Origin of the sequence: Mixta tenebrionis (assembly GCF_006517625.1) — a bacterium.
Classification (GTDB): Bacteria; Pseudomonadota; Gammaproteobacteria; order Enterobacterales; family Enterobacteriaceae; genus Mixta; species Mixta tenebrionis.
Genome location: NZ_VHQI01000001.1, coordinates 48,584 through 71,824 on the forward strand (window position 1 = coordinate 48,584; position 23,241 = coordinate 71,824).

A 23,241-nucleotide genomic window follows, 5' to 3' on the forward strand; every position below is an offset into this window, starting at 1 on the left:
CTGCCGTTAAGCAGGCAAAGACGCGCGGCGCCTTTCTTTAATACTGCTTTATTATCTTATTATTAAAAATTCAATTCCTTGACCAGGAAAATAAGCATTGCCAGGATGGCAAAGCTCGCCGGCTGCGCCGTCAGCAAACGCGCGGTCTGTTGGTAGTAAAGTTACTACACATGGATTTTGGCGATAACGCCAGTAAAGGAGTCATTTTGAAATCACTGTCGGATACTCAAATTAAATGCGTCAGCGGCGCCGGTATTTTTATGGATATGCTGCTGGAAACCTATAGCCTGTTCGGCCAGCAGCCGCCGCAGGATCTGAGCGAACAGTTCCAACAGCTGGATGCGCTGTATGAGAAAAACAATGCGGCAATCGCGGAGCTGATGAGCCGGCATGGCGGCTGAATAGCGGCATTTTCCTGCGCCCGTTCATCATAACCTCTTCTGCTTTAGCCTGTTAACATGTTGCGGTGTTAACAGGCTATTTATTCACTAAAAGTGACGTTGTCACTCATCTGCTGCCAATTGTTCACCCAATACGCGCTGTGCGGCGGTTTATGAAACACCGCTGGTAAAAGTGACGTTGTCACCAGAAAAGCGTGCATTTTTTACCCCGCTTTATTAAAGCGTACGTAATAAAGTGCGGGAACTTACCGAACTGATTAATCTGCCCAGGCAGAGGTATGTTGTATGCGATCTGGTAGCTGGCTGGCCTGACAAAGCGCACCGCGCCGCTATTCGCCCGCGCCTGCCCAGCAGGTTGTTGCGCATCATAATAAACAGGCGAGGTGTGATTTTGACGCGCACGTAGCGCGCTATGAGAAAGTATCCGCTAATAAAATTGCCATATATCAATACGTTAAACTCAGAGGGCAAATAGTATAGTTTGCTAATCGTTTGCGTGGATGTTTTACATCCCTGATAACAAAAGCGGTTGGCAGAACATGCCTGTCGGTTCTGCAACAGAGCATGCAGGTTCTATTTAACCCTGGCGCTGGGCAGTGGTGAAACGAAGTGCTAAGGTGATTATTCTGGAAAATCCTTTGAGGAACAGTGAGATGATAATTTTTGTTACCGGCGCGACCGCTGGCTTTGGTCAAAGTATTGCCCGTCGTTTTATCGCCGCGGGCCACAAGGTTATCGCTACCGGGCGTCGTCAGGAGCGCCTTGATGACCTGAAAGCGGAGCTGGGCGAAAATCTCTATACCCTGCAGTTTGACATTCGCGACCGCGCCGCCATTGAGGCTGCTGTAGCGACGTTACCCGCCGCATGGCGACAGATTGATGTACTGGTAAACAATGCCGGGCTGGCGCTGGGCATTGAGCCGGCGCATAAAGCCAGCATTGAAGACTGGGAAACCATGATCGATACCAATAATAAGGGGCTGGTATATATGACCCGCGCCCTGCTGCCGGCGATGGTAGAGCGCAATATCGGTCATGTTATCAATATCGGTTCTGTTGCCGGTAGCTGGCCCTACGCTGGCGGCAACGTTTACGGCGCGACCAAAGCTTTTGTGCGTCAGTTCAGCCTGAATCTGCGTACCGATCTGCACGGCACCGCGCTGCGCGTAACCGATATCGAGCCGGGCCTGGTTGGCGGTACGGAGTTTTCCAACGTGCGTTTTAAAGGCGACGACAGCCGCGCGCAGAATGTTTATGCCGGCGCCAGCGCGCTTACGCCGGAAGATGTGACCGAAGCGGTATTCTGGGTAGCGACGCTGCCCGCGCACGTCAATATCAATACGCTGGAGATGATGCCGGTAAGCCAGAGCGTGGCCGGACTGAGCGTAGCGAAAAAATCCTGACGGGGTACGATTGCGGGGGAGTTTCGCTCCCCCAATTTATACTACGCGCACGCTGTTTGCCGGGCCGCGCTAATAAAAAGTTAAAATCTGATAAACCCATGTAATACCAGTTACGCCTTTCCCCAGCCCGCCACGATAATCAGCATGCCGCAAAAAGCTATCGCCGCGCCCAGCCAGTCATAGTGGCTCAGACGTACGCCATCCACCCAGCGCAGCCACAGCAGCGCCGTTACCACATAGACGCCGCCATAGGCGGCATAGACGCGCCCGCTGGCGGCAGGATGCAGCGACAGCAGCCAGACAAATAGCATCAGGCTTAGCGCGGCGGGCAGCAGCAACAGCGGCGTAGCGCCCTTTCTCAGCCACAGCCAGGGAAGAAAACAGCCGACGATTTCCGCCAGCGCGGTAAGAAAAAAGAGTAACGTAGTTTTTAACATAAAATGTTCGCCAGAAACCAAATGAAGCGCGCACGTCGCTGGTGGGTAAATAAGCAGCGATGATATACTGAAAGCCATCTCGCCTTATGGCTGGCTGCGATGAAATATAAGGAAGAATCAATGAAAACTTTACCTGAACGTCTTGCCATTGCACTGATCCCGCTGTCGCTTTTCGGCGCGCTGGCGTTAGCCCCTCTTCAGGCGCAGGCGCGCACCGATCGCGTCATTATTGAGGACGGCAGCAATGCTCTCAGTAATGAAGAGGCGCGTCAAAATAAAGAGCAATGGGATGATACGCGCATGCTGCGTAAAAAAGTCAATACGCGCGTTGAGAAAGAGTTCGACAAAACAGATCGGGCTTATGATCTTCGCGACGCCTGCGAAAAAAGCTACAACGTTAACGCCTACTGGGAATCTAAAACGCGGCGCTGCCTCGATCGTCGCACCGGGCGCCAGGTTGCACCCTGATTTGGCTGCTATAGTTACCGCAGGCTTTATAGCAAAAGGATGATGTGATGAGAGCAAAAACGTGGTTATTTAGCGCCCTGCTGGTTGTTGCTCCGCTGGCGGCCCAGGCGTCTTGTGAATCGGTTAAAGCGGATATCAGCAAGAAAATTATCAATAACGGCGTGCCTGAATCGGGTTTCACGCTGGATATTGTACCTAACGATCAGGCGAACGCCGCCGGAGGTCAGGTAGTGGGCCATTGTGAAAACGATAGCCAAAAAATCGTTTACAAACGTACCGGCGCCGATAGCGAGACTAACGTCCCGGCGAATGCAGGAACAACGCAGGACGCGCCCAGCCAGTAAACGCTCCCGGCACCGCATCTGTGCGGTGCCAGCTTCTCCCTTACCCGCTCCCCTTTAATCTGGCTGCTTGCGCGGCATAGCCCAGGCGATAAACAGCGTGCCGAACGCCACAACCAGCGACACGATAAACACCCAGTGCAGCGACGCCGCAATCTGCTGGATCAGCAGCTGCAGCGTATGGCTGTCCAGCGCCTGGCGCTGTTCCGGCGACATAATTTGCTGAACCGGATCCTGCGCCGCCGGCAGCCGCAGCATTAAATTATAGTTCAGCACCGCGCCCATAATGGCGGTGCCGATGGCCGATCCCAGAATGCGGCTGAACATAATCGAGGCGGTACAGATGCCGCGAATTTCAAAGGCTGCGCTGTTCTGCACCGAAACCAGAAAAGTAGTGCTGCTCATTCCCATACCGGTGCCGATCACAAAGGCGGCAAAGCCCGCCTGCGCCAGGCCGCTATCGGCATGCAGCATCAACAACAGCGCGCTGCCGACGATCAGCAACAGCGCGCCCAGCTGGGCGGTAAAACGGTAGGAGGTGATCAACATCAGCCGGCCGCTTAGCGTACTGGCCAGCGGCCAGCCGATGGACATCATCGCCAGTACGCTGCCTGCCTGCAGCGGCGTGCCGCCGTTAATTCCCTGAATCCAGGTGGGCAGAAACGCGCTGATGCCCATCATCGCCGCGCCGATAATTAAATTGCCGATATTGCCTGCGACGATAACCCGGCTGCGCCAGATATCCAGCGGGAACAGCGGCGACTCCGCCGCCCGTTCATGACGCAGCAAAATAACGCCGGTAACCAATGCGATAGCCAGAAACAGCAGCAGCCAGTAACCGAGCGCCTGCGCCTGCAGCAGTGCGACCAACAGCGCACTCACGCTAAGCATCAGCCAGGCGCTGCCGGAAACGTTTAGCCGCTGCGCGCTTTCCTGACGATGCGCAGGCAGCCAGCGCGACAGCATCAGCATAGCGATAATCCCCAGCGGCACGTTGACCCAAAAAACCAGCGCCCAGCTAAAATGCTGCACAATCCAGGCGCCGCTCAACGGCCCGATAATGGCGGATACGCCCCAGACGCTGGAGAGCCAGCCCTGGATACCCGCCCGCTCACGCGGCGAATAGACATCGGCGACAATAGTGGAGGTCAGCGGCATAATCGCTCCGGCGCCGATGCCCTGAAAAGCGCGAAACAGAATCAACCAGCCCATGCTGTGGGCAAAACCGCACAATACCGATCCCAGTAAAAACAGCGAGGTGCCGATAAAAAACATCCGCTTGCGTCCCCAGATATCGGCCAGACGCCCGTAAATCGGCACGCTTACCGCCTGAGTCAGCAAATAGATAGAAAAAACCCAGCCAAACTGCGAAAAGCCGCCCAGCTGGGCGATAATGGTGGGCATCGCGGTGGCGACGATAGTCACCTCAATCGCCGCCATAAACATCGCCAGCATACAGGCGATTAGGATCCAGTGACGGTGCGGCACCGGCTGCGGTTGATTTTCTGTCATTTTTCCCCTTCCTGTCGAACAGCTAAGCGTAGCTCACCGCATGGCTCCGCGCGATCGCTGCCTCTGTTACAGTTAAAGTGACGGCGTCACTTAAAGCTTACCCTCTTCTCTGCCGCCTGCGCCAATATAGGGCGCCTGAAGCCCAGGCGTACGAAAACGAACGCCTGGCGCAAAACAACAAGCCCTGCCGTATCGTGCCAGCATTTTATCGTAAAAATGGGCGTCCGTGGGCTGGTTATGGCATTTATACATATGATGATATCAGCCAGCCTGACCAAAGGAAATTTTGCGAATATTGTTGAATGGAGCACTCATTGTCAATATTTCCCCCGGAAGCATAAACAGATGTTTTCCAACTCCATTACGAACTTATAAATCTCCCGGCGTGGGTAAAAACTGTCATGCTCCTTAATTCAATTTTCTGCCTTAAGGTTAAAGTTAATAACCGAATCGCTTTGATTAACAGGCCGGGTAATAAAAATCATCCTTAAAGCCACAGCAATAGTTATATTAGTAATATCATGGCGGAATTATACCAGCTGGTTAAATCAGCGCCTTAATACGCCGGAAGGAATAAGTGAAACAGATAATCGATAAAAACAAACAGGCTTTGACTGTTCAGCGGCATGATAAAAAACACGCAATAAAATTTAACGGAGGCATCAAGCCTTTCACGTTATAAATATAGTTAATTATACATCAAAAATTAACTCGCCTGTAGCTGGCGGCTATAGCCGAAAGAGTTAAACTGCGTTGACAAAAGTGCAGCCGCGCTATTCCACTATATCCATTAATATTCACCGGTAGACTAAAGGAATTAAATATGAAATCAGCATACACATTCGATGCAGAGTGTTTCGCCTTAGCTTCAATTGCCTGGTCAGGCGCGCATCAGGAAGCGTACAATCCGGAACTTACGCAAAAAAAACTACAGGACGGGCTAACTCAATCACCCATTACTGCCGGTAAACTGGATAATGTGGTCTGGGGACCGGCCGTTAAACGGATGTCACAATCCCGCGCCGATTCGGATAACTGGGACGACTATATGTTTTTTGTTGTCCAGAACCGTAACGATCCATCAGACTATCGCGTTGCTGCCCGTTCTACCGTATCCACTCTTAACGGGCAAGAGGATATGGCCGTCTTCGAACTGGTCGACTGGCGCCAGTTTGATGCTGAAGCGCCGGACGAGGCGAAAATCGCCTCCGGTATGGCTGAGGTAGTTACAGATCTGCTGAAAATGACTGCAAGCGTTGAACCCGGCTGTGGAAGCACGCTCATGCAGTTTCTGAACGCCTGCCTGAATGATGGCGATACGTTAACCTTCTGCGGCCACAGCATGGGAGGGACATTTACCATTCCGTGGGGCGTCAGCGTCAAGCAGCAACTGGAAAAAAACGTGCGCGTCCAGGTACGCAGTTTCGCTGGCGCAACGGCAGGTAATTCTTCCTTTGCCACCTATGCGGAAAATATATTAGGCAGCGGGCTGAAACGAATTGTTAATAATATGGATATAGTTCCCAAAGCATGGAACACAGATTCACTAAAAGAGATCGCCACTCTCTATGAGCCAGTGGTTACGCTGCCCTGGATTATGAAAGCAATAATTAATGGCTTTGCTGATTTTATGGTCGGTTATGATTATGCTCACACGAGCCAGCCAGAAATCTTTGATTTCGGTGTTAATCCTGAAGTTACCGATTTTCAGCAGCAGTATAACTATCAGCACGGTACGGCCTATCTGAATTATTATGGTCTTGAGATGGGTAAAGATATTATCTATGATCCCAGCTAACCGGAAATTTTCCGGAAATAACAGCCAGTGTTAGACCCGGCGTTGAAAGTATTACACCAGGCGCCTCACCTGCCTGTCAACGCAGGCAGGTTGTGATGTTTTATCCCGCTTATTAGTAATAAACCGGGCTTATACGATCAGGGTTCCGTTTGGGAAGCGGGGACTATATTATCCTGATGAAACAGCTTTTAATCGCGAGGATTATGCTATTACAAAGCCGTTTATAATATGACGGCGTTCAAAATCGTCTGCCATGCAGGCTGCGGTCGCCATAAGCGCTCATTCATCAATATCAGCCTTACGCAAGATAATGCGCTACTTCTGCGGTAATAATAACTAAAGCGGCTAAAAAAGCAGTTGTTATTGATTAAAAAAAATTAGCTGTACAAAAAATAGCTGGCGCATGGCTAATCATCACCGGGCGCAAAAAAGCATCCTGGTGATTCTATCCTTAAAACTGGCGCAGCTGCCCAGCCGCTGCTATAGCTTTAAGGCACTACGATTGTTTTTGCTGATAAAGGAGTATTAGTCAGCATTTTATATTGAGTACCGGAGAGGCAGGTGAAAACGTTGAATAACCCACCGCTGTCCGCTGATTACTATAACAGCTGAGCGCCCCTTAAGCGGCGCTCCAGCTATCCCCGGAGAGTCCTGTCAATGCATTGTTCTACCACGATCAAACGAATCCTGCTGGCGCTGCTGGCAATCGTGCCGATCGCTGCGATTCTGTTTTACGGTATTGGTTTTGAAGTGATTAAGGCGCGTCGGGTTGACCTGATTTATCTTGGCAAACAGCACCTCTGGCTGGTGGGCTGGTCGATGCTTGGCGCGCTGCTGGTGGGAATTCCCAGCGGCATTTTGCTGAGCCGCCCTTTCGCCCGGCGCTGGGCGGAATATATCATGCAGATCTTCAACGTCGGCAATACCCTGCCGCCGCTGGCGGTGCTGGCGCTGGCGATGGTGGTCATCGGCATTGGCGATCGCCCCGCTATTATCGCCCTGTTTCTTGCTTCGCTGCTGCCCGTGGTACGCAATACCTATGCCGGGCTGATCGGCGTACCGCACTCTCTGCTGGAGGCCGCCAACGGAATCGGTATGACGCGCTTACAGCGGCTGCGCCAGGTGGAGCTACCCAACGCCTGGCCGGTAATGCTTTCCGGAATTCGCATCGCAATGGCGATTAATGTCGGCACGGCTCCGCTGGCCTTTCTTATCGGCGCCAGCAGTTACGGCGAACTGATCTTTCCCGGTATTTACCTCAACGACTTCCCGATTTTGATCCTGGGAGCGGTGGCGACGGCGCTGGTGGCGCTGGTTCTGGATATGCTGCTGGCGGCGCTTGGCCGCTGGCTTAGCCCGCATGCGCTATAGGAGAGCATTATGAATGGAGTTCACACCTTAATACGCACGCTGGCGCTGTTGGTTAGCCTGCTACTCTGCGTTAATACCGCCCACGCCGCGCCGATTACCATGGCCACCAAAAGCTTTACCGAGCAACATATTTTATCGGCGATGACCGTGCTCTGGCTGGAGAAAAAAGGGTTTACGGTGATACCTAAAACCAATATTGCCGTCTCTATCAGCCGCAGCGCGATGCTGAATAAACAGATCGATATGACCTGGGAATATACCGGATCGTCGCTGATTATCTTCAATCATATTACTACCCCGATGTCCTCAAAACAGGCTTACGACACGGTACGGCGCCTGGATGCCGGGCTGGGGCTGGTCTGGCTGAACCCGGCGCCGATGAACAACACCTACGCCTTTGCCATGCAGCGCAAACGCGCCAGACAAGAGCGCATCACTACGGTGTCGCAGCTGGTGGCGCGCATTGAGCAAATCCGTCAGCAGGATGCCGAACATAACTGGATGCTGGGGCTGGATCTGGAATTCGCTGGCCGCTCTGATGGCTTACAGCCGCTGCAAAAGCTCTACGGCCTGCAGCTCGATCGTCCGCAGATCCGTCAGATGGATCCGGGACTGGTATACAACGCTATTCGTGACGGTTTCGTCGAGGCGGGCCTGGTATATACCACCGACGGGCGCGTCAAAGGCTTCGATCTGCAAATTCTGGAAGATGATAAGCACTTTTTCCCCAGCTACAACGTTACGCCGGTGGTGCGTAAAGAGGTGCTGGCCGCCAATCCTGGACTGGCGGCGGCGCTGAATCAGCTCTCCGCGCTGCTCACCAACGAGGCGATTACCGACATGAATAAGCGGGTGGATATCGATCACCAGTCGCCGCAGCAGGTGGCGCATGATTTTTTACAGGCGAAAGGCATGCTGTAAGGAGAGGCTATGGATACGCTGCATTATATGATCGACAACTGGCCCCACCTGGCGGCGCTGAGCTGGCAACATCTCTGGCTGGTGCTGGTGGCGGTGGGCTGCGCCATTCTGGCCGGCGTGCCGCTGGGCATTATTATCGTGCGGATAAAATGGCTGGCGACGCCGGTGCTTGGCATCGCTACGCTGGTGTTAACTATCCCTTCCATCGCGCTGTTTGGCCTGATGATCCCGTTATTTTCCCTGATCGGTCAGGGAATCGGCGTGGTGCCGGCGATCACGGCGGTGTTTCTCTATTCGCTGCTGCCAATCGTACGTAACACGCATACCGCGCTGGAAAGTATCCCGCCCGGCATGCGTGAAGCGGGGCGCGGCATCGGCATGACTTTCTGGCAGCGCCTGCGCTGGGTGGAGATTCCGCTGGCGCTGCCGGTTATTTTCGGCGGCATTCGTACCGCCGTGGTGATGAATGTCGGCGTTATGGCCATCGCTGCGGTGATTGGCGCCGGCGGTTTAGGTTTACTGTTGCTGGATGGCATCAGCGGCAGCGATATCCGCATGTTGATTGCCGGGGCGGTGCTGATTTGTCTGCTGGCGATTATTCTTGACTGGCTGCTGCACCGCCTGCAGCAAGCTTTAACACCGAAGGGGATGCGCTAATGATTAAGCTGGAAAACCTCACCAAGACTTTTAAACAGAAAAACGGCGCGGCGCTTAACGCGGTGGATAATGTCAGCCTGCATGTGCCCGGCGGCGAGATGTGCGTGCTGCTCGGCCCTTCCGGCTGCGGCAAAACCACCACGCTGAAGATGATTAACCGCCTGATCCCGGCGACCAGCGGCAAAATCACCATTAACGGCGAAGATACCAGCACTCAGGATACCGTAACCCTGCGGCGCAATATCGGCTACGTTATCCAGCAGATCGGCCTGTTTCCCAACATGACGATTGAGGAAAATATTACCGTGGTGCCGCGCATGCTGGGCTGGGATAAAAAACGCTGCCGCGAGCGCGCCAGCGAACTGATGAGCATGGTAGCGCTCGATCCGCATAAGTTTCTGCATCGCTATCCCAAAGAGATGTCCGGCGGCCAGCAGCAGCGCATCGGCGTTATTCGCGCTCTTGCCGCCGATCCGCCGGTACTGCTGATGGATGAGCCTTTCGGCGCGGTAGACCCAATCAACCGTGAAGCGATCCAGAACGAGTTTCTGGAAATGCAGCGCCAGCTAAAGAAAACCGTCATGCTGGTCAGCCATGATATTGATGAAGCGCTAAAGCTGGGCGATCGCATTGCAGTTTTCGGCCAGGGAAAAATCGTCCAGTGCGCCACGCCAGATGAACTGCTGGCAAAGCCGGCTAACGAATTCGTCGGCTCTTTTGTGGGGCAGGATCGCACATTGAAGCGGCTGCTGCTGGTGCAGGCGGGCGACGTGACCGATCAGCAGCCGACGCTGACCGTAAAGCGCTCGACGCCGCTGGCCGAAGCCTTTGCGCTAATGGATGATAACGATATGCGTACCGTCACCGTGGTAGACAACGACGGCAGGCCGCTGGGCTTTGTGAAACGTCGTGAAGCGCGCGGCGCCAGCGGAAGCTGCGAACAGCTGCTGCATCAGTTTACCATTACCGGCAAAGCGGAAGAGAATCTGCGCGTGGTGCTGTCGAAACTCTATGAACACAATATGGTATGGATGCCGATCGTGGATGAGGATGGCCGCTACAGCGGAGAGATTTCGCAGGATTACATCGCAGGTTATCTCAGCTCCGGGCGTACCCGTCGGGCGCTGAACCGCTAAAAGATCAAGCGCGCCGCGCGGGCGCGCCCTTCTGTTCTCAGGCTACCGCCTGCGGCCTGGAGAGCGCCGACAGATCGATATAGCCAGCCAGATCGCGCTGCTCGGCGCGCGGCAGATAAGGCAGTTCGCCCAGCAGCGGAGCCGGAATTTTCTCCTGCAGCACATTGATTATATCCGCATAGTGCGCCAGCCCCGGATTGATACGATTGGCCACCCAGCCCAGCAGCGGCAGGCCGTCGTTGAGCACCGCCTGCGCCGTTAGCAAAGCATGACTGATACAGCCCAGCTTGATGCCGACGACCAGCACTACCGGCAGCTGCTCCTGAATAACCCAGTCGGAAAGCGGACGCAGATCGTTCATCAGGCTGCGCCAGCCGCCGGTGCCCTCAATGACCACCACGTCAGCCTGCGCCTGTAAGGTCATCAGGCCGCTGCTCAGGCGCGCATAGTTAATCGCTTCACCGCGGTGCATGCTGACTTCATCTTCCAGCAGCGTAACCGGGTTTATTACCTCATAAGGCACATCAAGGGTAGAGGCCTGCTGTAAAATCAGCGCATCTTTATTACGCGGGCCTTCAGGGGTCATCTGGCTACTTTTCGCTACCGGTTTATAGCCCACCACGACAGAATGGTTTTCCGCCAGTTTTTGCATCAGGGCGCGGGTAATAACTGTCTTACCGACGGCGGTATCCGTACCGGTAATGAAAAGACGACTCAGCATAGCAACACTCCGGCAGGCTGACGGCCTGAAATAGTTAAACATTAATCATCGGTTTTGCCGGACAGTGTAGAAAATTGCGCTTGTTAACAGCTTGCGTTAGCGCAATTTTTTGGTGATAACTGAACCTGGATTAGCCTTGTAACAGTTTGATTAGCAATTCTCCGTTGTACATGGCGTTTTTTACTAACGCCGCGCCGGGCATAGTACCTACATTGGGGAATTCGGTAGGCTCGACATTTATATGTGCGCTATAGGCAGGCAAAGCCTGCTGACGAATTGAGGAACCAATGGCGGGATAGAGTACATCAGCCGCCCGATTTAGCGGAGAACCTATAAGAATTTTTTCAGGATTAAACAGATTAACCATGATGGCGAGAATGCGCCCGACGCTGTTGCCGATGCCGGTAATAATATCGCGCGCCAGCGGATCGCCGTTTAAGGCGGCGTCGCACAGCGAGTTTACGCTCAGCGGCTGATGATGCAGGCTGGAGCTGAGCGCGGTCTGCATACGCTGCGCGGTCAGTTCCAGAATGCTGCCAACGCTGGCGACGGTTTCCAGGCAGCCATGATTACCGCAGTAGCACTGCTTACCCCAGGCATCAACCTGCGTATGCCCTATTTCAACCAGCGAGCTACGGCTGTTGTGCAACAGCCGCCCGCCGGTAATCACGCCGGCGCCGACGTTGTCATCAATCACCACCTGGATCACATCGCTGGCGCCGCGTGAGGCGCCAAACAGCGATTCAGCAATCGTCCAGGCGCACACGTCATGCTGAATATAGACCGGCAGGCCGGTATGCGCGGCCAGCTCCGGGCCCAACGGCATATCCGCCACGTCGTAAAAAGGCATGCGATGAATAATGCCGCTGCCGGTGTGAATAATGCCGGGCAGCGTAATGGCGATGGCGGTCAGGCGTTCAAGCAGGCGCTGATGGCGGATAAAAAACTGATCGACTTCAGCGATCATGCGCTGCAGCAGCGGCGTGTCGCTTTCGGTGGGCAAAGGGCGCGTCTCTTCGGTAACCAGTTTGCTGCTGAGGTCGCGCAGCGCAAGCGTGATTTCACCGCGCCCGATGCGAATCGCCAGATAGTGCCAGGCCACGGTATCAAGAATTAACCCAACCGCCGGTCGTCCGCGGCTGCCCGGCTCCTGGTATTCCGTTTCCTGCACCAGATGAGCCTCAAGCATTTCACGTACGATTTTGGTAATACTGGCCGGGGCCAGCTGCGCCCGTCGGGAAAGCTCAATGCGCGAAATCGGGCCAAACTGGTCGATCAGCCGATATACTGCCCCAGCGTTTGTCTGCTTGATCTGGTCGATATGACCAGGTTGACTCTCCGCTATCACTGCCCCGGCTCCCACTTATTTTCGCGCTTCAAAATAAACCTGTCGGGCTAATGGTGATGCAGTTAAGCAGGGCCGTCAACTATTTGATTAGGAGTGTGATTTACTGCACAAAAAAGCCTGTACTGGTGCAAAATAACGCTCAATCTTCGCCCAGCAGCAGTTTTTTCATCTGCGCCATCACGGCGCTGATCTCGCGCTGTCGCGCCCAGACCAGCCACATTTCTGACCAGGCGTCCGGCTCGGTTAAAGGCAGCCAAACAACATCCGCCAGTTTTGGCCGCTGGAAGGAGGCGGGCAAGATTGAAATTCCCAGTCCGGTAGCGACCAGCCCAAGGATGGTCATCGCTTCCCCTACCTCCTGGGTAACGTAGGGCTGAATTTGGTAGCGGTGCAGCAGCGCCATAATTTCGCCATACAGCGCGGTGCCGCTCTGCGCATCAAAAAGAACGAATGGCTGACTGGCGAGATCGCGCACCGATACCGCCTGGCGCCGCGCCAGCGGGTGCGCATGATGCACCACGCAGCAAAGAGGCTCGCGCAGCAGCAGCTGCCATGCCAGCGTATCGGGAAGCGGCGTATTGCGCATCACCCCTAAATCGAGCCTGCCGTCGCTTAACGGCGCCAGCTGCTGACGGGTATTCATCTCCTGCATCTGGATATGCACCCGCGGATAGCGCTGGCGGAAGTTATACAACGCGTCGGAAACTGCAGCGATAAAGGGCGCCGAGGAGGTAAAACCGATACGGATTTCCCCCTCTTCCCCCTGGTGCAGACGGGAGGCGCGGCTGGCGGCCTGCTCCACGTTAAGCAGAATAGCGCGCGCATCGCCCAAAAACTGCCGCCCGGCGGCGGTAAGCTGCACGCTGCGGTTGGTTCGTGCCAGCAGGCGGGCGCCGATTTGCTGTTCCAGCAGCTGGATCTGCTGGCTTAACGGCGGCTGCGAGATGTTCAACCGCAGCGCGGCGCGGCCAAAATGCAGTTCCTCCGCCACGGCAATAAAATAACGTAGATGACGCAGCTCAATATTCATAGGTTAAACATATCATTTCAGACAATTAATATATTAGACAGTATATTTCCCTGCCCCCACAATGAAACCATTGAGGTTAATTAAAGGAAGTTTTGTGAACCGCTCAACCCAGACGGCCTTTCTGCCTGACGACGCTGAAGCTGTCGAAACCGCGCCTTGCGCGAGCGCGGATAAAAATCGCTATATCAAGCGCGGCACGCCGCAGTTCATGCGGGTGACGCTGGCGCTGTTTTCAGCAGGGCTTGCCACCTTCGCCCTGCTCTATTGCGTGCAGCCTATTCTGCCGGTTCTGTCGCAGGAGTTTGGCGTCTCGCCGGCAACCAGCAGTATTTCCCTGTCGATCGCCACTGCGTTAATGGCGCTGGGGCTGTTGGTCACCGGCCCGCTGTCAGATGCCGTGGGACGAAAACCGGTAATGGTAGTCGCTTTGCTGTTGGCGGCGATATGCACTCTGCTTTCCGCCGCCATGACCAGCTGGCACGGTATTTTGCTGATGCGGGCGCTGACCGGGCTATCCCTGAGCGGCGTGGCGGCGGTAGGCATGACCTACCTGAGCGAAGAGATCCATCCCAGCGTTATTGCGTTTTCCATGGGGCTGTATATCAGCGGCAACTCTATCGGCGGCATGAGCGGGCGCCTGATTAGCGGCGTGATTACCGATTCCAGCTCCTGGCGCATGGCAGTTGCTTTTATCGGCTGTTTTGCGCTGGCTTCAGCGCTGATGTTCTGGAAAATTCTGCCGGCGTCGCGTCATTTCCGTCCCGCTTCGCTGCGCCCGCGCAGCCTGATGATTAACTTTCGTCTGCACTGGCGCGATCGCGGCCTGCCGCTGCTGTTTGCCGAAGGTTTTTTGCTGATGGGCGCGTTTGTTACCCTGTTTAACTATATTGGCTATCGGCTGATGAATGCGCCCTGGTCGCTGAGCCAGGCGGTAGTCGGCCTGCTGTCGGTGGTCTATCTCACCGGCTCCTGGAGTTCGCCGAAGGCGGGCGCGATGACAGCCCGTTATGGACGTGGTCCGGTGCTGCTGTGCGCCACTGCCATTATGCTGAGCGGCCTGCTCATCACCCTGTTTCAGTCGCTGTGGCTGATTTTTCCCGGCATGATGCTGTTTACCGCTGGATTCTTCGCCGCCCACTCGGTCGCCAGCGGCTGGATTGGTCCGCGCGCGCGCCGCGCAAAAGGCCAGGCATCTTCTCTCTATCTGTTTAGCTATTATGTCGGCTCCAGCGTGGCCGGCACCCTGGGCGGCGTTTTCTGGCACGCCTGGGGCTGGCCGGGCATCACCGCCTTTATCGCAACGCTGCTTTTACTGGCGCTAATGGTCGCTGCCTCCCTGCATACCCGCCAATTATGAGGCTGACGGGCCGCCCCGCGCGGCCTTTTTCTCTGCCGGACTGTTAATTTCTCTGTTGCTGAAGTATCCTGTTTTAAAGGTTTTATTTGTATGTTGTAACTAAAAAGATTGCTAAATAAGGAGCCGCCATGCCCCGCTATGATTTAGTCGAAGATTTGCGCCTGTGCGCCAGCCAGCTTGAACAGGCGCTGGCCGCTCTGCAGCAACAGCTCACCCGGCTGCCGCTGCTGGTTGGCCGCGTATTCTCCCTGCCGCCGGTGGTAAAAGGTACGGAGCACGATCCGGTTACGCAGATTAGCGTAACGCAGCATCTTGGCGATGAAGCGCGCCAGCGGGCGCTTCAGCACTATTGTCGGCTGTTTATTCAGCATCAGTCGGAAAATATCAGCACCAAAGCGGCGGTGCGCTTGCCGGGCGCGCTCTGTTTTGCAGCCGACGAGCAGCAGCATGCCCTGCTCCACCAGCAGGTAAAGCAAAACAATCGGCTGAAGGCGGAGCTGGAACGCATTATCACCGTTGATTCCGGCCTGCCGAGCGAAGCACGCTTTGATTTTGTGCATACTCACCTGCGCGGCCTGCTGACGCTAAACGCCTACCGCACGATCACCCTGCTGGATGCGCCTGACAGCGTGCGCTTCGGCTGGGCCAATAAACAGATTATAAAAAACGTAACGCCGCAGGAGATCGTCGCAAAACTGGAGAAAAGCCTGAAGGCGGGCCGCGCCCAGGCGCCATGGACGCGTGAGCAGTGGGCGGAAAAAGTGCAGGAGGAGCTGGCAGCGGTACGTTCATTGCCGAAAGGCGCCAGGCTGAAAATCAAGCGTCCGGTTAAAGTGCAGCCTATCGCGCGCATCTGGGATAAAGAGCAGCAGAAACAGACGCAGCTGGCCTGCCCCTCTCCTCTGCTGGTGCTCTGCCCCAACCGGCAGCAGGTGCCGGCGCTCGGTGAACTGCTGAATTACGATGCGGAGAATATCAGCCATCGCTACAAACCCCAGGCCGAACAGCTCTGGCTGCTGATCCCCCGGCTGCACCTTTACTGCGACAGACCGGTAGGCAAAGCCTAGCCTTTCTTTAACGGTCGACGCCGGCGCGCGGACCGCCGCAGGATTCACGGATCACCAGCGCAGGCGGCAGGATAATTCGTTTCGGCGGCTCATCGTTTCCCTGGATGCGGCTGTACAACAGCTCGCCCGCTTTACGCCCTATCTCTTTCGCGGCCACCGAAACGGTGGTCAGCGCAGGCTGCACCAGCGCCGCTTCAGTAATATCGTCAAATCCCACCAGCGCGAAATCCTGACCGGGCTTACGGCCGGCGGCGCGCAGCGCCTGCATTACGCCAAGGGCGACAATATCCTGATAGCAAACGGCAGCGGTAATCTGCGGGTAGCGGGACAGCAGCGATGCCGCCGCTTTCGCCCCGTCAATCTGGCTCGCCTGAGCCATAACTATCCACTCCGGCACGGGCGTAAGATCGTTCTCCAGCAGCGTACTGGTAAAGCCGCCAACCCGTTGCGCGCGCGTACCGGAATTCGCACCGCCGCCGATAAAGGCGATATTCCGGTGTCCCAGCTGAATTAAATGCGTCGTCGCCATTTGCGCGCCGAGAAAGTTATCGGTGCCGACAAAATCGAAGTCGGGATCGCTGAGCGGACGCACCACCATAATTGCCGGGATATTACGCCTTTTCAGCGCCGCAAAAAACGACGCAGGCGTTGCCCGCGCTGCGCACAGCACCATACCGCAGGCGCTGTTGCGCATCAGCGAATCAACAAACTTTTGCTGACGATCCTCTGATTCTTCGCTATTGGCCAGAAACAGCAGCAGTTCATGCCGCTCCATTTCATGGCTCAGCCCTGCGGTCATCTCCGCATAAAACGGGTTAGTAATATCATGCAGCAGTAAACCGACCTGGTTGCTGCTACGGTTACGCAAATTAGCGGCGGTCTGGTTATAGACATAGCCGGTCTCGTCCAGCGCTTTTAGCACGCGTTCGCGCGTAGCCGGCGAGATACGCCCACGATTACGTAATACCATGGAGACGGTGGCCGTAGATACTCCGGCCCGTTGCGCCACCTGTGCCAGCGTCACTGAGGTCATCATTGCTCCTGTATCAGCTTTAAGGTTAATCGAATAACCTGAACGGCGAGATTTTCCCTGTGATGGATTTCGCATTAAAGCATATTTCTGCGCTGCAGGTTGCTTATTATGCGGGGTTAATCGCGTTAACCACGCTGCAAAACAAAGGTTAATCGATTAATCTTATCCTGCCAATATGGAGAGATAAAATGCAAGCAACCTATAACAAATTCCCTGAAGTCGCTGTTCAGGGTTACGACGATCAGGCCTGGCAAGGCTGGCAGTCAATTAATGAGATCCTGAACGCCAGGCTTTTTACCTCCTCCAGAACGGTGCTGGTGGTGGACTGTTACCCTGGCGTGCGGCTGCAAGAGCTGGAGCAGCAGCTGCTGCCGGCGCTCAATAGCGTGCTGACGATCAACGTTGAAACCGCCCGCCTTGACGAGCAGGCGCTGCAGCAGATGCTGGCCGCAAATCTCACCGACGACCGGGTGTTCGGCGTGCTCTCCTGCCATCGGCTCAGCGCGTTTTTCGATGCTGAAAAACTTAACCTGCTGCGTCAACAAATTGACGCCGTTAAGCACGGCGTGGTGGTGGTTTACGGGCCAGGCGCCGCGCTGGCGCATCCGGGCGACCTGCTGATCTATGCCGATCTGCCGCGTTGGGAGATTCAACAGCGGATGCGGCGCGATCGGCTGAGCAACTGGGGGGCCGACAATCAACATGAAGATATCCTGCGACGTTACAAGCGCGCTTTTTTTATCGAGTGGCGCGTCTTCGATCGGCACAAAACGCCTCTGCTCAGGCGCGCCGATTATCTGCTTGATACCACCCGGAAGCTTGCTCCGGCGCTGGTCAGCGGTAAGGCGCTGCGCGCCGGCCTGCAGCAGACCACCACGCGCCCGTTCCGGGTCGTTCCTTTTTTTGATCCTGGGGTCTGGGGCGGACAGTGGATGAAACGCCAGTTCGATCTCGATCCCTCGGCCCCTAATTACGCCTGGTGTTTTGACTGTGTGCCGGAAGAGAACAGCCTGTTGCTGCGCTTTGGCGCAGTACGAATTGAGATCCCCTCTCAGGATTTAGTGCTGCTCTACCCGCGAGCGCTGCTTGGTGAAAAAGTTCATGCCCGTTTCGGCACTGAGTTTCCCATCCGCTTTGACTTTCTCGATACCATCGGCGGGCAGAATCTGAGCTTTCAGGTCCATCCGGTCACCGAATATATCCAGCAGCATTTTGGTATGCATTACACCCAGGATGAAAGCTATTACATTCTTGAGGCCGAGCCGGAGGCGGTAGTCTACCTCGGCGTCAAAACGGGCACCGATCCTCAGGCGATGCTGGCCGATTTGCGTGCCGCCGCCCAAGGTAAGCGCGCCTTTGACGATGAACGCTTTGTTAACCGTATTCCGGCGCGTAAGCACGATCACTTTCTGATCCCCGCCGGTACGGTGCATTGCTCCGGCGCAGGCGCCATGGTGCTGGAGATCAGCGCCACGCCTTACATCTTTACTTTCAAACTATGGGACTGGGCGCGCGTAGGCCTGGATGGCTTGCCGCGCCCGGTTCATCTCGATCACGGCGAGCAGGTGATCGACTGGTCGCGCGATACGCAATGGGTATATGACCACCTTGTTAATCGTATTGAGCCGCTCGCCGAAAGCGCAGGCTGGCGGGAAGAACGCACCGGGCTGCATGAACGGGAGTTTATCGAAACCCGCCGTCACTGGTTTAGCGCGCCGGTGACACACCATACCCAGGGCGGGGTCAACGTGCTGAATCTGGTAGAAGGCGCGGAAGCGGTGGTAGACAGCCCAACCGGCGCCTTCGCCCCCTTCCACGTTCACTATGCCGAAACCTTTATTATTCCGGCGGCCGTTGGCGAATACCGCATTTCACCGGCGGGTAATAGCGTGGGGCGGCAGCTCGCCACCATCAAAGCATGGGTAAGAGGATAACTATATGATCAATATTATTATTGCGACTCACGGCCCGCTGGCCGAAGCGCTGTTGACCAGCGGAGAAATGGTTTACGGCGCGCTGCCGCATGTTTCTACCGTCACGCTGGGCGAACAGGCGGGTATCGAGGGGTTTAAGCAGGCGTTTTCCCGCGCGCTGGCCCATGCGCGACAAGGCGCCGACGGCGTCCTGGTGCTGTGCGATATGCAAAGCGGTACGCCATGGAATGTCGCCTGCCTGCACGCCTTTTCCCCGCAGACGACGCCTGCTGTCGCCGTGATGGCGGGCGTCAACCTTCCCATGCTGCTGCAAAGCGAAGAGATCCGTCATTTTACCGATGTACAGCTTGCCGCCGCCCAGCTGCTGGAGATAACGCTCCCGACGCTGATAACCGCCGCCCCGGTTTTAACCACCCAGCCGGATGATTTTTAGAGGAAGCCGCTATGAGTATATCTTTTGTACGTATCGATGACCGGGTGATCCATGGATAGCTGGTAACCCGCTGGGCTAAAGAGCTGCCCTGCGATGGCATTATTGCCGTTGACGATGCCGTTGCGGCTGACCCGCTACTCTCATCGGTAATGAAAGGCGCCATTCAGGATCTCAAAGTCTGGCTGTTCGATACCGCAACGGCGATTGAAAAATTGCCCAGGGTCATCGCCAGCGAAAAACGCTACTTTGTTATCGGTAAATCCCCGGTGACCCTGCAACGTATTGCAAAAGCGGGGATCAGCCTGCAAAACGCTAACGGAAAAATCAACGTCGGCCCGATGAGCGCCCGCGCCGACACCACAACGATCGGGCCAAATCAGGCGGTCAACGCCGCAGAGATCGCCGCCTTTGACTGGCTGATGCAACACGGGCATCAGATTGAATTTCGTCTGGTGCCGGACGCTGGCTGTTATAGCTGGCAGGACGCGCGTCAGAAGCTGAAATAAGGAGCGGGCAATGATTATCGAAGCGACGCTGATTGGCCTATTTTGTTATCTGGGCGCGCTCAGCACGCCCTGGCTGCTGGGGCTGACCGGCGGCTGGTATCTGCTTACCCGCCCGCTGGTCTCCGGGATGCTGGTCGGGCTTATTCTGGGCGATGTGAAAACCGGAATTGTTATCGGAGTTGCGGTACAGGCGGTGTATATCGCCATGGTGACGCCGGGCGGTTCAATGCCGGCGGATCTGAACTTTGTCGCCTGGCCGGCCATCGCGCTGGGCGTCCTGTCAGGAAAAGGGCCGGAGGTGGCGGTGGCGCTGGCTGCCACCATCGGTATCGCCGGCACCGTGCTGTTCAACGCGATGATGGTGCTGAACTCATTCTGGAACCACCGCGCCGATGTGGCGCTGGAGCGCGGCGACCCACGCGGCATCTATCTGAACAGCGCCATCTGGCCGCAGCTGTGCAACTTTGTTTTGCGTTTCGTCCCCGCCTTTATCGCCGTCTACTTCGGCGCGCAGTATATCAGCGCCTTTATGGATAGCCTGCCGGTTGCGGTGCTGGCGACAATGAACGTGCTGGGCGGCATCCTTCCTGCCGTAGGGATCGCGATCCTGCTTAAGCAGATCATTAAGAACTACAGCATGCTGATCTACTTTCTCGTCGGTTTCGTCTGCATCGTTTTTTTAAAGCTCAACATGGTCGCGCTGGTAATTGTCGGATCGCTGCTGGCGCTCATTCACTACAACTATAAGCCGGAACCGCAGCAGGCTGCCAACACCACAGCGGACGGTGATGATGAGGATGAATTCTGATGAAAGCGCCTACCCTGAATCGTAAAGATCTGCGCCGCTGCTGGCGGGCGTGGATGATGTATAACTTGTCATCAATGAGCTTCGAACGGCTGGAATCCTTCGGTTTCTGTCTGAGTATGCTGCCGGCGGCGAACAAACTCTATCCCGATACGGCGCAGCGTAACGAAATGCTGCGGCGCCACGCCTCGTTTTATAATACCGAGCCACAGATTGGCGCCATTGTTAACGGCATGGTGCTGGGTCTGGAAGAGAAAAAAGCGAATGGCGATCCGATCGACGGCGAAACGATCAACACCCTCAAGGTTGGTCTGATGGGTCCGATCGCCGGGATCGGCGATTCAATGATCCCCGGCATGCTCATTCCTATTCTGCTGAGCATCGGCATGGCGCTGGCGGCCGGCGGCAATCCGCTCGGCCCTCTGTTTTATATCGTCGCCTGGCTGGGCATCATTATTCCTGGTTCATGGCTGCTGTTTTTGAAAGGCTACAAAATGGGCTCCGGCTCGGTGGAAATGCTGGTGAGCAGTAAATCAACCCGCCTGCGGGAAGCGCTGTCGCTGCTGGGCGTATTTGTAATGGGCGGCGTGGCGGCAAGCTACGTTAAACTCGCTACCGGCCTGGAGTTCATTACCAAAGATGGGGTGAATATTCACCTGCAGCAGATGCTGGACGGCATCTTTCCACAGCTGCTGCCGCTGAGCGTGGTATTGGGATGCTGGTATCTGATGGCCAGGCGCGGCGTGTCGCCGGTGAAGGCAATGCTGTTACTGCTGGCGCTGGCCGCGCTCGGCGTCGTGAGCGGGTTGTTCTCTGGTTAAACGTAAAGGCCGGAAGCGGATAAAAGGCCGCAGGCTGATGACGGGGCGCCGCAACCTCGCTGCTGCCGGCCGGAGAGAGGCCCGTCTTTTTCATAGTCGACGGTAAAAACGTAAAAGCGGCCAACAGCCGAAAGGCTATGGGCTGCGACAAACAGGGCCGCTGCGGCCCCGCCCGTTTCGCTTACTGCTTCATGCTGCCGACCATCTCCTCCGGGCGCACCCAGGCATCGAACTCCTCTTCGGTCAGGTAGCCCAGCTTCAGCGCGGAGCCTTTCAGCGTCAGCCCCTCTTTATGCGCCTTTTTGGCGATTTCCGCCGCCTTATCGTAGCCGATATGGGTATTCAGTGCGGTAACCAGCATCAGCGACTCGTTCAGCAGCTGGCTGATACGATCGCGGTTCGGCTCAATACCCACGGCGCAGTGATGATTAAAGCTATCCATGCCGTCCGCCAGCAGACGAATCGACTGCAGGAAGTTATGGATAATCATCGGACGATAGACGTTCAGCTCAAAATTGCCGGCGGCGCCGCCCATATTGATCGCCACATCGTTGCCCATCACCTGGCAACACAGCATAGTCAACGCTTCGCACTGCGTCGGGTTAACCTTGCCCGGCATAATGGAGCTGCCCGGCTCGTTTTCCGGAATGGCGATTTCGCCAATGCCGCAGCGCGGGCCGGAAGAGAGCCAGCGCACATCGTTGGCGATTTTCATCAGCGACGCGGCCAGGCCTTTCAGCGCGCCGTGAGCATGCACCAGCGCATCGCAGGTTGCCAGCGCTTCAAACTTATTCGGCGCGGTAACAAAAGGCTGATGGGTCAGCGCCGCCAGCTCTGCCGCCACGCGCACCGCGTATTCAGGATGGGTATTCAGGCCGGTGCCTACCGCGGTGCCGCCCAGCGCCAGTTCCGCCACGTGCGGCACGCTCTGCTCAATATGCTTCAGGCTGTGCGTCAGCATCGCCACCCAGCCGGAAATCTCCTGTCCCAGCGTCAGCGGGGTGGCATCCTGCAGATGGGTGCGGCCAATTTTAACGATATCCTGAAAAGCTTCAGCTTTGGCGCTCAGCGTCTGTTTCAGGCTATTCAGCTGTGGAATCAGCTGTTCGCGCAGCGCGATGACCGCCGCCACGTGCATGGCGGTAGGGAAAACATCGTTGGAGCTCTGGCTCTTGTTCACGTCGTCGTTAGGATGTACCAGACGTGACATGCCGCGCTCGCCGCCGAGGATCTCGCTGGCGCGGTTAGCCAGCACCTCGTTCATATTCATATTGGTTTGTGTGCCGGAGCCGGTCTGCCAGATCGCCAGCGGGAATTCATCGGCGTGTTTCTCCGCCAGCACCTCGTCGGCAGCCTGAACGATCGCCTGCGCCTTTTCCTGCGGCAGCAGCCCCAGATCGCTGTTCACTTTAGCGGCGGCGCGTTTGGTCAATGCCAGCGCATGAACCAGCGCGGTCGGCATTTTTTCTGTAGAGATGCGAAAGTGCTCCAGCGAGCGCTGCGTCTGCGCGCCCCACAGTTTCTCAGCCGGTACGTCAATGGGTCCCATTGAATCTTTTTCAATGCGGTTGGCTGCCATTACTACTCTCCTTTAACACAAACGTATGATTTAAAAAGCTCCGTCCGGTACGAATCCGCTACCGCGAGCGCGGGCTACAGTATGACATACAATAATTTAACATTATGCGAGCCAGTCGTCCTTATTTGACTTGCATCCTGGTTTAGCAGGTTGTTTCTGTTT

General features: G+C 55.8%; 23 protein-coding genes. 16 read left to right on the forward strand and 7 right to left on the reverse strand.

The features are described from left to right. The first annotated feature begins 206 nt into the window (after nt 1-206). Together FKM52_RS00190 and ydfG are read left to right on the forward strand one after the other, a co-directional pair. Nucleotides 207-401, forward strand: a complete 195-nt coding sequence (locus FKM52_RS00190; RefSeq protein WP_141174191.1) for a hypothetical protein — start codon at nt 207-209, stop codon at nt 399-401. 653 nt (nt 402-1,054) lie between these two features. Next, entirely contained in the window at nt 1,055-1,804 is a 750-nt protein-coding gene (ydfG, locus tag FKM52_RS00195) for a bifunctional NADP-dependent 3-hydroxy acid dehydrogenase/3-hydroxypropionate dehydrogenase YdfG (RefSeq protein WP_141174192.1), read from the forward strand. 110 nt (nt 1,805-1,914) lie between these two features. On the opposite strand, the gene FKM52_RS00200 is transcribed toward ydfG, so the two are convergent. Next, nucleotides 1,915-2,241 carry a YnfA family protein gene (locus FKM52_RS00200; protein WP_141174193.1) on the reverse strand — a complete coding sequence of 109 codons (327 nt, stop codon included), beginning with the start codon at nt 2,239-2,241 and terminating at the stop codon, nt 1,915-1,917. 120 nt (nt 2,242-2,361) lie between these two features. Between FKM52_RS00200 and FKM52_RS00205 the strand changes: the two genes are divergently transcribed. Next, nucleotides 2,362-2,709, forward strand: a complete 348-nt coding sequence (locus FKM52_RS00205) for a DUF1283 family protein (protein ID WP_141174194.1) — start codon at nt 2,362-2,364, stop codon at nt 2,707-2,709. A 47-nt stretch (nt 2,710-2,756) separates the two neighbouring features. Next, complete coding sequence (locus tag FKM52_RS00210; RefSeq protein WP_141174195.1) at nt 2,757-3,053, forward strand: DUF1161 domain-containing protein; 297 nt, start codon at nt 2,757-2,759, stop codon at nt 3,051-3,053. Nucleotides 3,054-3,107: 54 nt separating this feature from the next. On the opposite strand, the gene FKM52_RS00215 is transcribed toward FKM52_RS00210, so the two are convergent. Beyond that, nucleotides 3,108-4,562 (reverse strand): MDR family MFS transporter, encoded by a 1,455-nt coding sequence (locus FKM52_RS00215; RefSeq protein ID WP_141174196.1) that lies wholly within the window; start codon nt 4,560-4,562, stop codon nt 3,108-3,110. A gap of 823 nt (nt 4,563-5,385) precedes the next feature. On the opposite strand from FKM52_RS00215, the gene FKM52_RS00220 reads away from it, so the two are divergent. The 5 genes from FKM52_RS00220 to osmV all read left to right on the forward strand — a co-directional run bounded on the left by FKM52_RS00220 (nt 5,386) and on the right by osmV (nt 10,445). Then, nucleotides 5,386-6,360, forward strand: a complete 975-nt coding sequence (locus tag FKM52_RS00220) for a lipase family protein (RefSeq protein WP_141174197.1) — start codon at nt 5,386-5,388, stop codon at nt 6,358-6,360. Between the two features lie 657 nt (nt 6,361-7,017). Beyond that, nucleotides 7,018-7,731: an ABC transporter permease gene (locus FKM52_RS00225; RefSeq protein WP_141174198.1), complete on the forward strand. Its 714-nt coding sequence runs from the start codon at nt 7,018-7,020 to the stop codon at nt 7,729-7,731. A gap of 99 nt (nt 7,732-7,830) precedes the next feature. Beyond that, nucleotides 7,831-8,652, forward strand: coding sequence for a glycine betaine ABC transporter substrate-binding protein (locus FKM52_RS00230; protein WP_246085484.1), 822 nt, complete (start codon nt 7,831-7,833; stop codon nt 8,650-8,652). A 9-nt stretch (nt 8,653-8,661) separates the two neighbouring features. Then, the gene (gene osmW, locus FKM52_RS00235) at nt 8,662-9,309 is read left to right on the forward strand and encodes an osmoprotectant ABC transporter permease OsmW (RefSeq protein WP_141174200.1); all 648 of its coding nucleotides are present in this window, start codon (nt 8,662-8,664) and stop codon (nt 9,307-9,309) included. Continuing rightward, nucleotides 9,309-10,445, forward strand: a complete 1,137-nt coding sequence (gene osmV, locus FKM52_RS00240) for an osmoprotectant ABC transporter ATP-binding protein OsmV (protein WP_141174201.1) — start codon at nt 9,309-9,311, stop codon at nt 10,443-10,445. The genes osmW and osmV overlap by 1 nt, the downstream gene beginning before the upstream one ends. A gap of 37 nt (nt 10,446-10,482) precedes the next feature. Here osmV and bioD read toward each other — a convergent pair whose 3' ends face one another. The 3 genes from bioD to FKM52_RS00255 all read right to left on the reverse strand — a co-directional run bounded on the left by bioD (nt 10,483) and on the right by FKM52_RS00255 (nt 13,544). Next, the gene (gene bioD, locus FKM52_RS00245; protein ID WP_141174202.1) at nt 10,483-11,166 is read right to left on the reverse strand and encodes a dethiobiotin synthase; all 684 of its coding nucleotides are present in this window, start codon (nt 11,164-11,166) and stop codon (nt 10,483-10,485) included. A 130-nt stretch (nt 11,167-11,296) separates the two neighbouring features. Continuing rightward, a complete protein-coding gene (gene mlc / locus FKM52_RS00250) occupies nt 11,297-12,514 on the reverse strand; it encodes a sugar metabolism global transcriptional regulator Mlc (protein WP_141174203.1) in 1,218 nt (405 codons plus the stop codon). Between the two features lie 139 nt (nt 12,515-12,653). Next, nucleotides 12,654-13,544 carry a LysR family transcriptional regulator gene (locus tag FKM52_RS00255; protein ID WP_141174204.1) on the reverse strand — a complete coding sequence of 297 codons (891 nt, stop codon included), beginning with the start codon at nt 13,542-13,544 and terminating at the stop codon, nt 12,654-12,656. Between the two features lie 94 nt (nt 13,545-13,638). Between FKM52_RS00255 and FKM52_RS00260 the strand changes: the two genes are divergently transcribed. Continuing rightward, nucleotides 13,639-14,901, forward strand: coding sequence for an MFS transporter (locus FKM52_RS00260; RefSeq protein ID WP_141174205.1), 1,263 nt, complete (start codon nt 13,639-13,641; stop codon nt 14,899-14,901). A 128-nt stretch (nt 14,902-15,029) separates the two neighbouring features. Next, entirely contained in the window at nt 15,030-15,968 is a 939-nt protein-coding gene (gene tus / locus FKM52_RS00265; protein ID WP_141174206.1) for a DNA replication terminus site-binding protein, read from the forward strand. 7 nt (nt 15,969-15,975) lie between these two features. On the opposite strand, the gene FKM52_RS00270 is transcribed toward tus, so the two are convergent. Continuing rightward, nucleotides 15,976-17,001: a LacI family DNA-binding transcriptional regulator gene (locus FKM52_RS00270; RefSeq protein WP_141174686.1), complete on the reverse strand. Its 1,026-nt coding sequence runs from the start codon at nt 16,999-17,001 to the stop codon at nt 15,976-15,978. A 188-nt stretch (nt 17,002-17,189) separates the two neighbouring features. Here FKM52_RS00270 and FKM52_RS00275 point away from each other — a divergent pair, with 188 nt between their 5' ends. Genes FKM52_RS00275 through FKM52_RS00295 form a run of 5 tightly spaced genes read left to right on the forward strand, consistent with a single transcriptional unit; the run spans nt 17,190 to nt 21,500 of the window. Further along, entirely contained in the window at nt 17,190-18,935 is a 1,746-nt protein-coding gene (locus FKM52_RS00275; protein ID WP_141174207.1) for a class I mannose-6-phosphate isomerase, read from the forward strand. Nucleotides 18,936-18,939: 4 nt separating this feature from the next. Then, nucleotides 18,940-19,368, forward strand: coding sequence for a PTS sugar transporter subunit IIA (locus FKM52_RS00280; protein ID WP_141174208.1), 429 nt, complete (start codon nt 18,940-18,942; stop codon nt 19,366-19,368). A 59-nt stretch (nt 19,369-19,427) separates the two neighbouring features. Continuing rightward, a complete protein-coding gene (locus tag FKM52_RS00285) occupies nt 19,428-19,874 on the forward strand; it encodes a PTS sugar transporter subunit IIB (RefSeq protein WP_246085485.1) in 447 nt (148 codons plus the stop codon). A gap of 10 nt (nt 19,875-19,884) precedes the next feature. Further along, entirely contained in the window at nt 19,885-20,682 is a 798-nt protein-coding gene (locus tag FKM52_RS00290; RefSeq protein WP_141174209.1) for a PTS mannose/fructose/sorbose/N-acetylgalactosamine transporter subunit IIC, read from the forward strand. Beyond that, nucleotides 20,682-21,500: a PTS system mannose/fructose/sorbose family transporter subunit IID gene (locus FKM52_RS00295; RefSeq protein WP_141174210.1), complete on the forward strand. Its 819-nt coding sequence runs from the start codon at nt 20,682-20,684 to the stop codon at nt 21,498-21,500. The genes FKM52_RS00290 and FKM52_RS00295 overlap by 1 nt, the downstream gene beginning before the upstream one ends. A 181-nt stretch (nt 21,501-21,681) precedes the next feature. On the opposite strand, the gene fumC is transcribed toward FKM52_RS00295, so the two are convergent. Next, the gene (gene fumC / locus FKM52_RS00300) at nt 21,682-23,079 is read right to left on the reverse strand and encodes a class II fumarate hydratase (RefSeq protein ID WP_141174211.1); all 1,398 of its coding nucleotides are present in this window, start codon (nt 23,077-23,079) and stop codon (nt 21,682-21,684) included. Between the last annotated feature and the right edge of the window lie 162 nt (nt 23,080-23,241).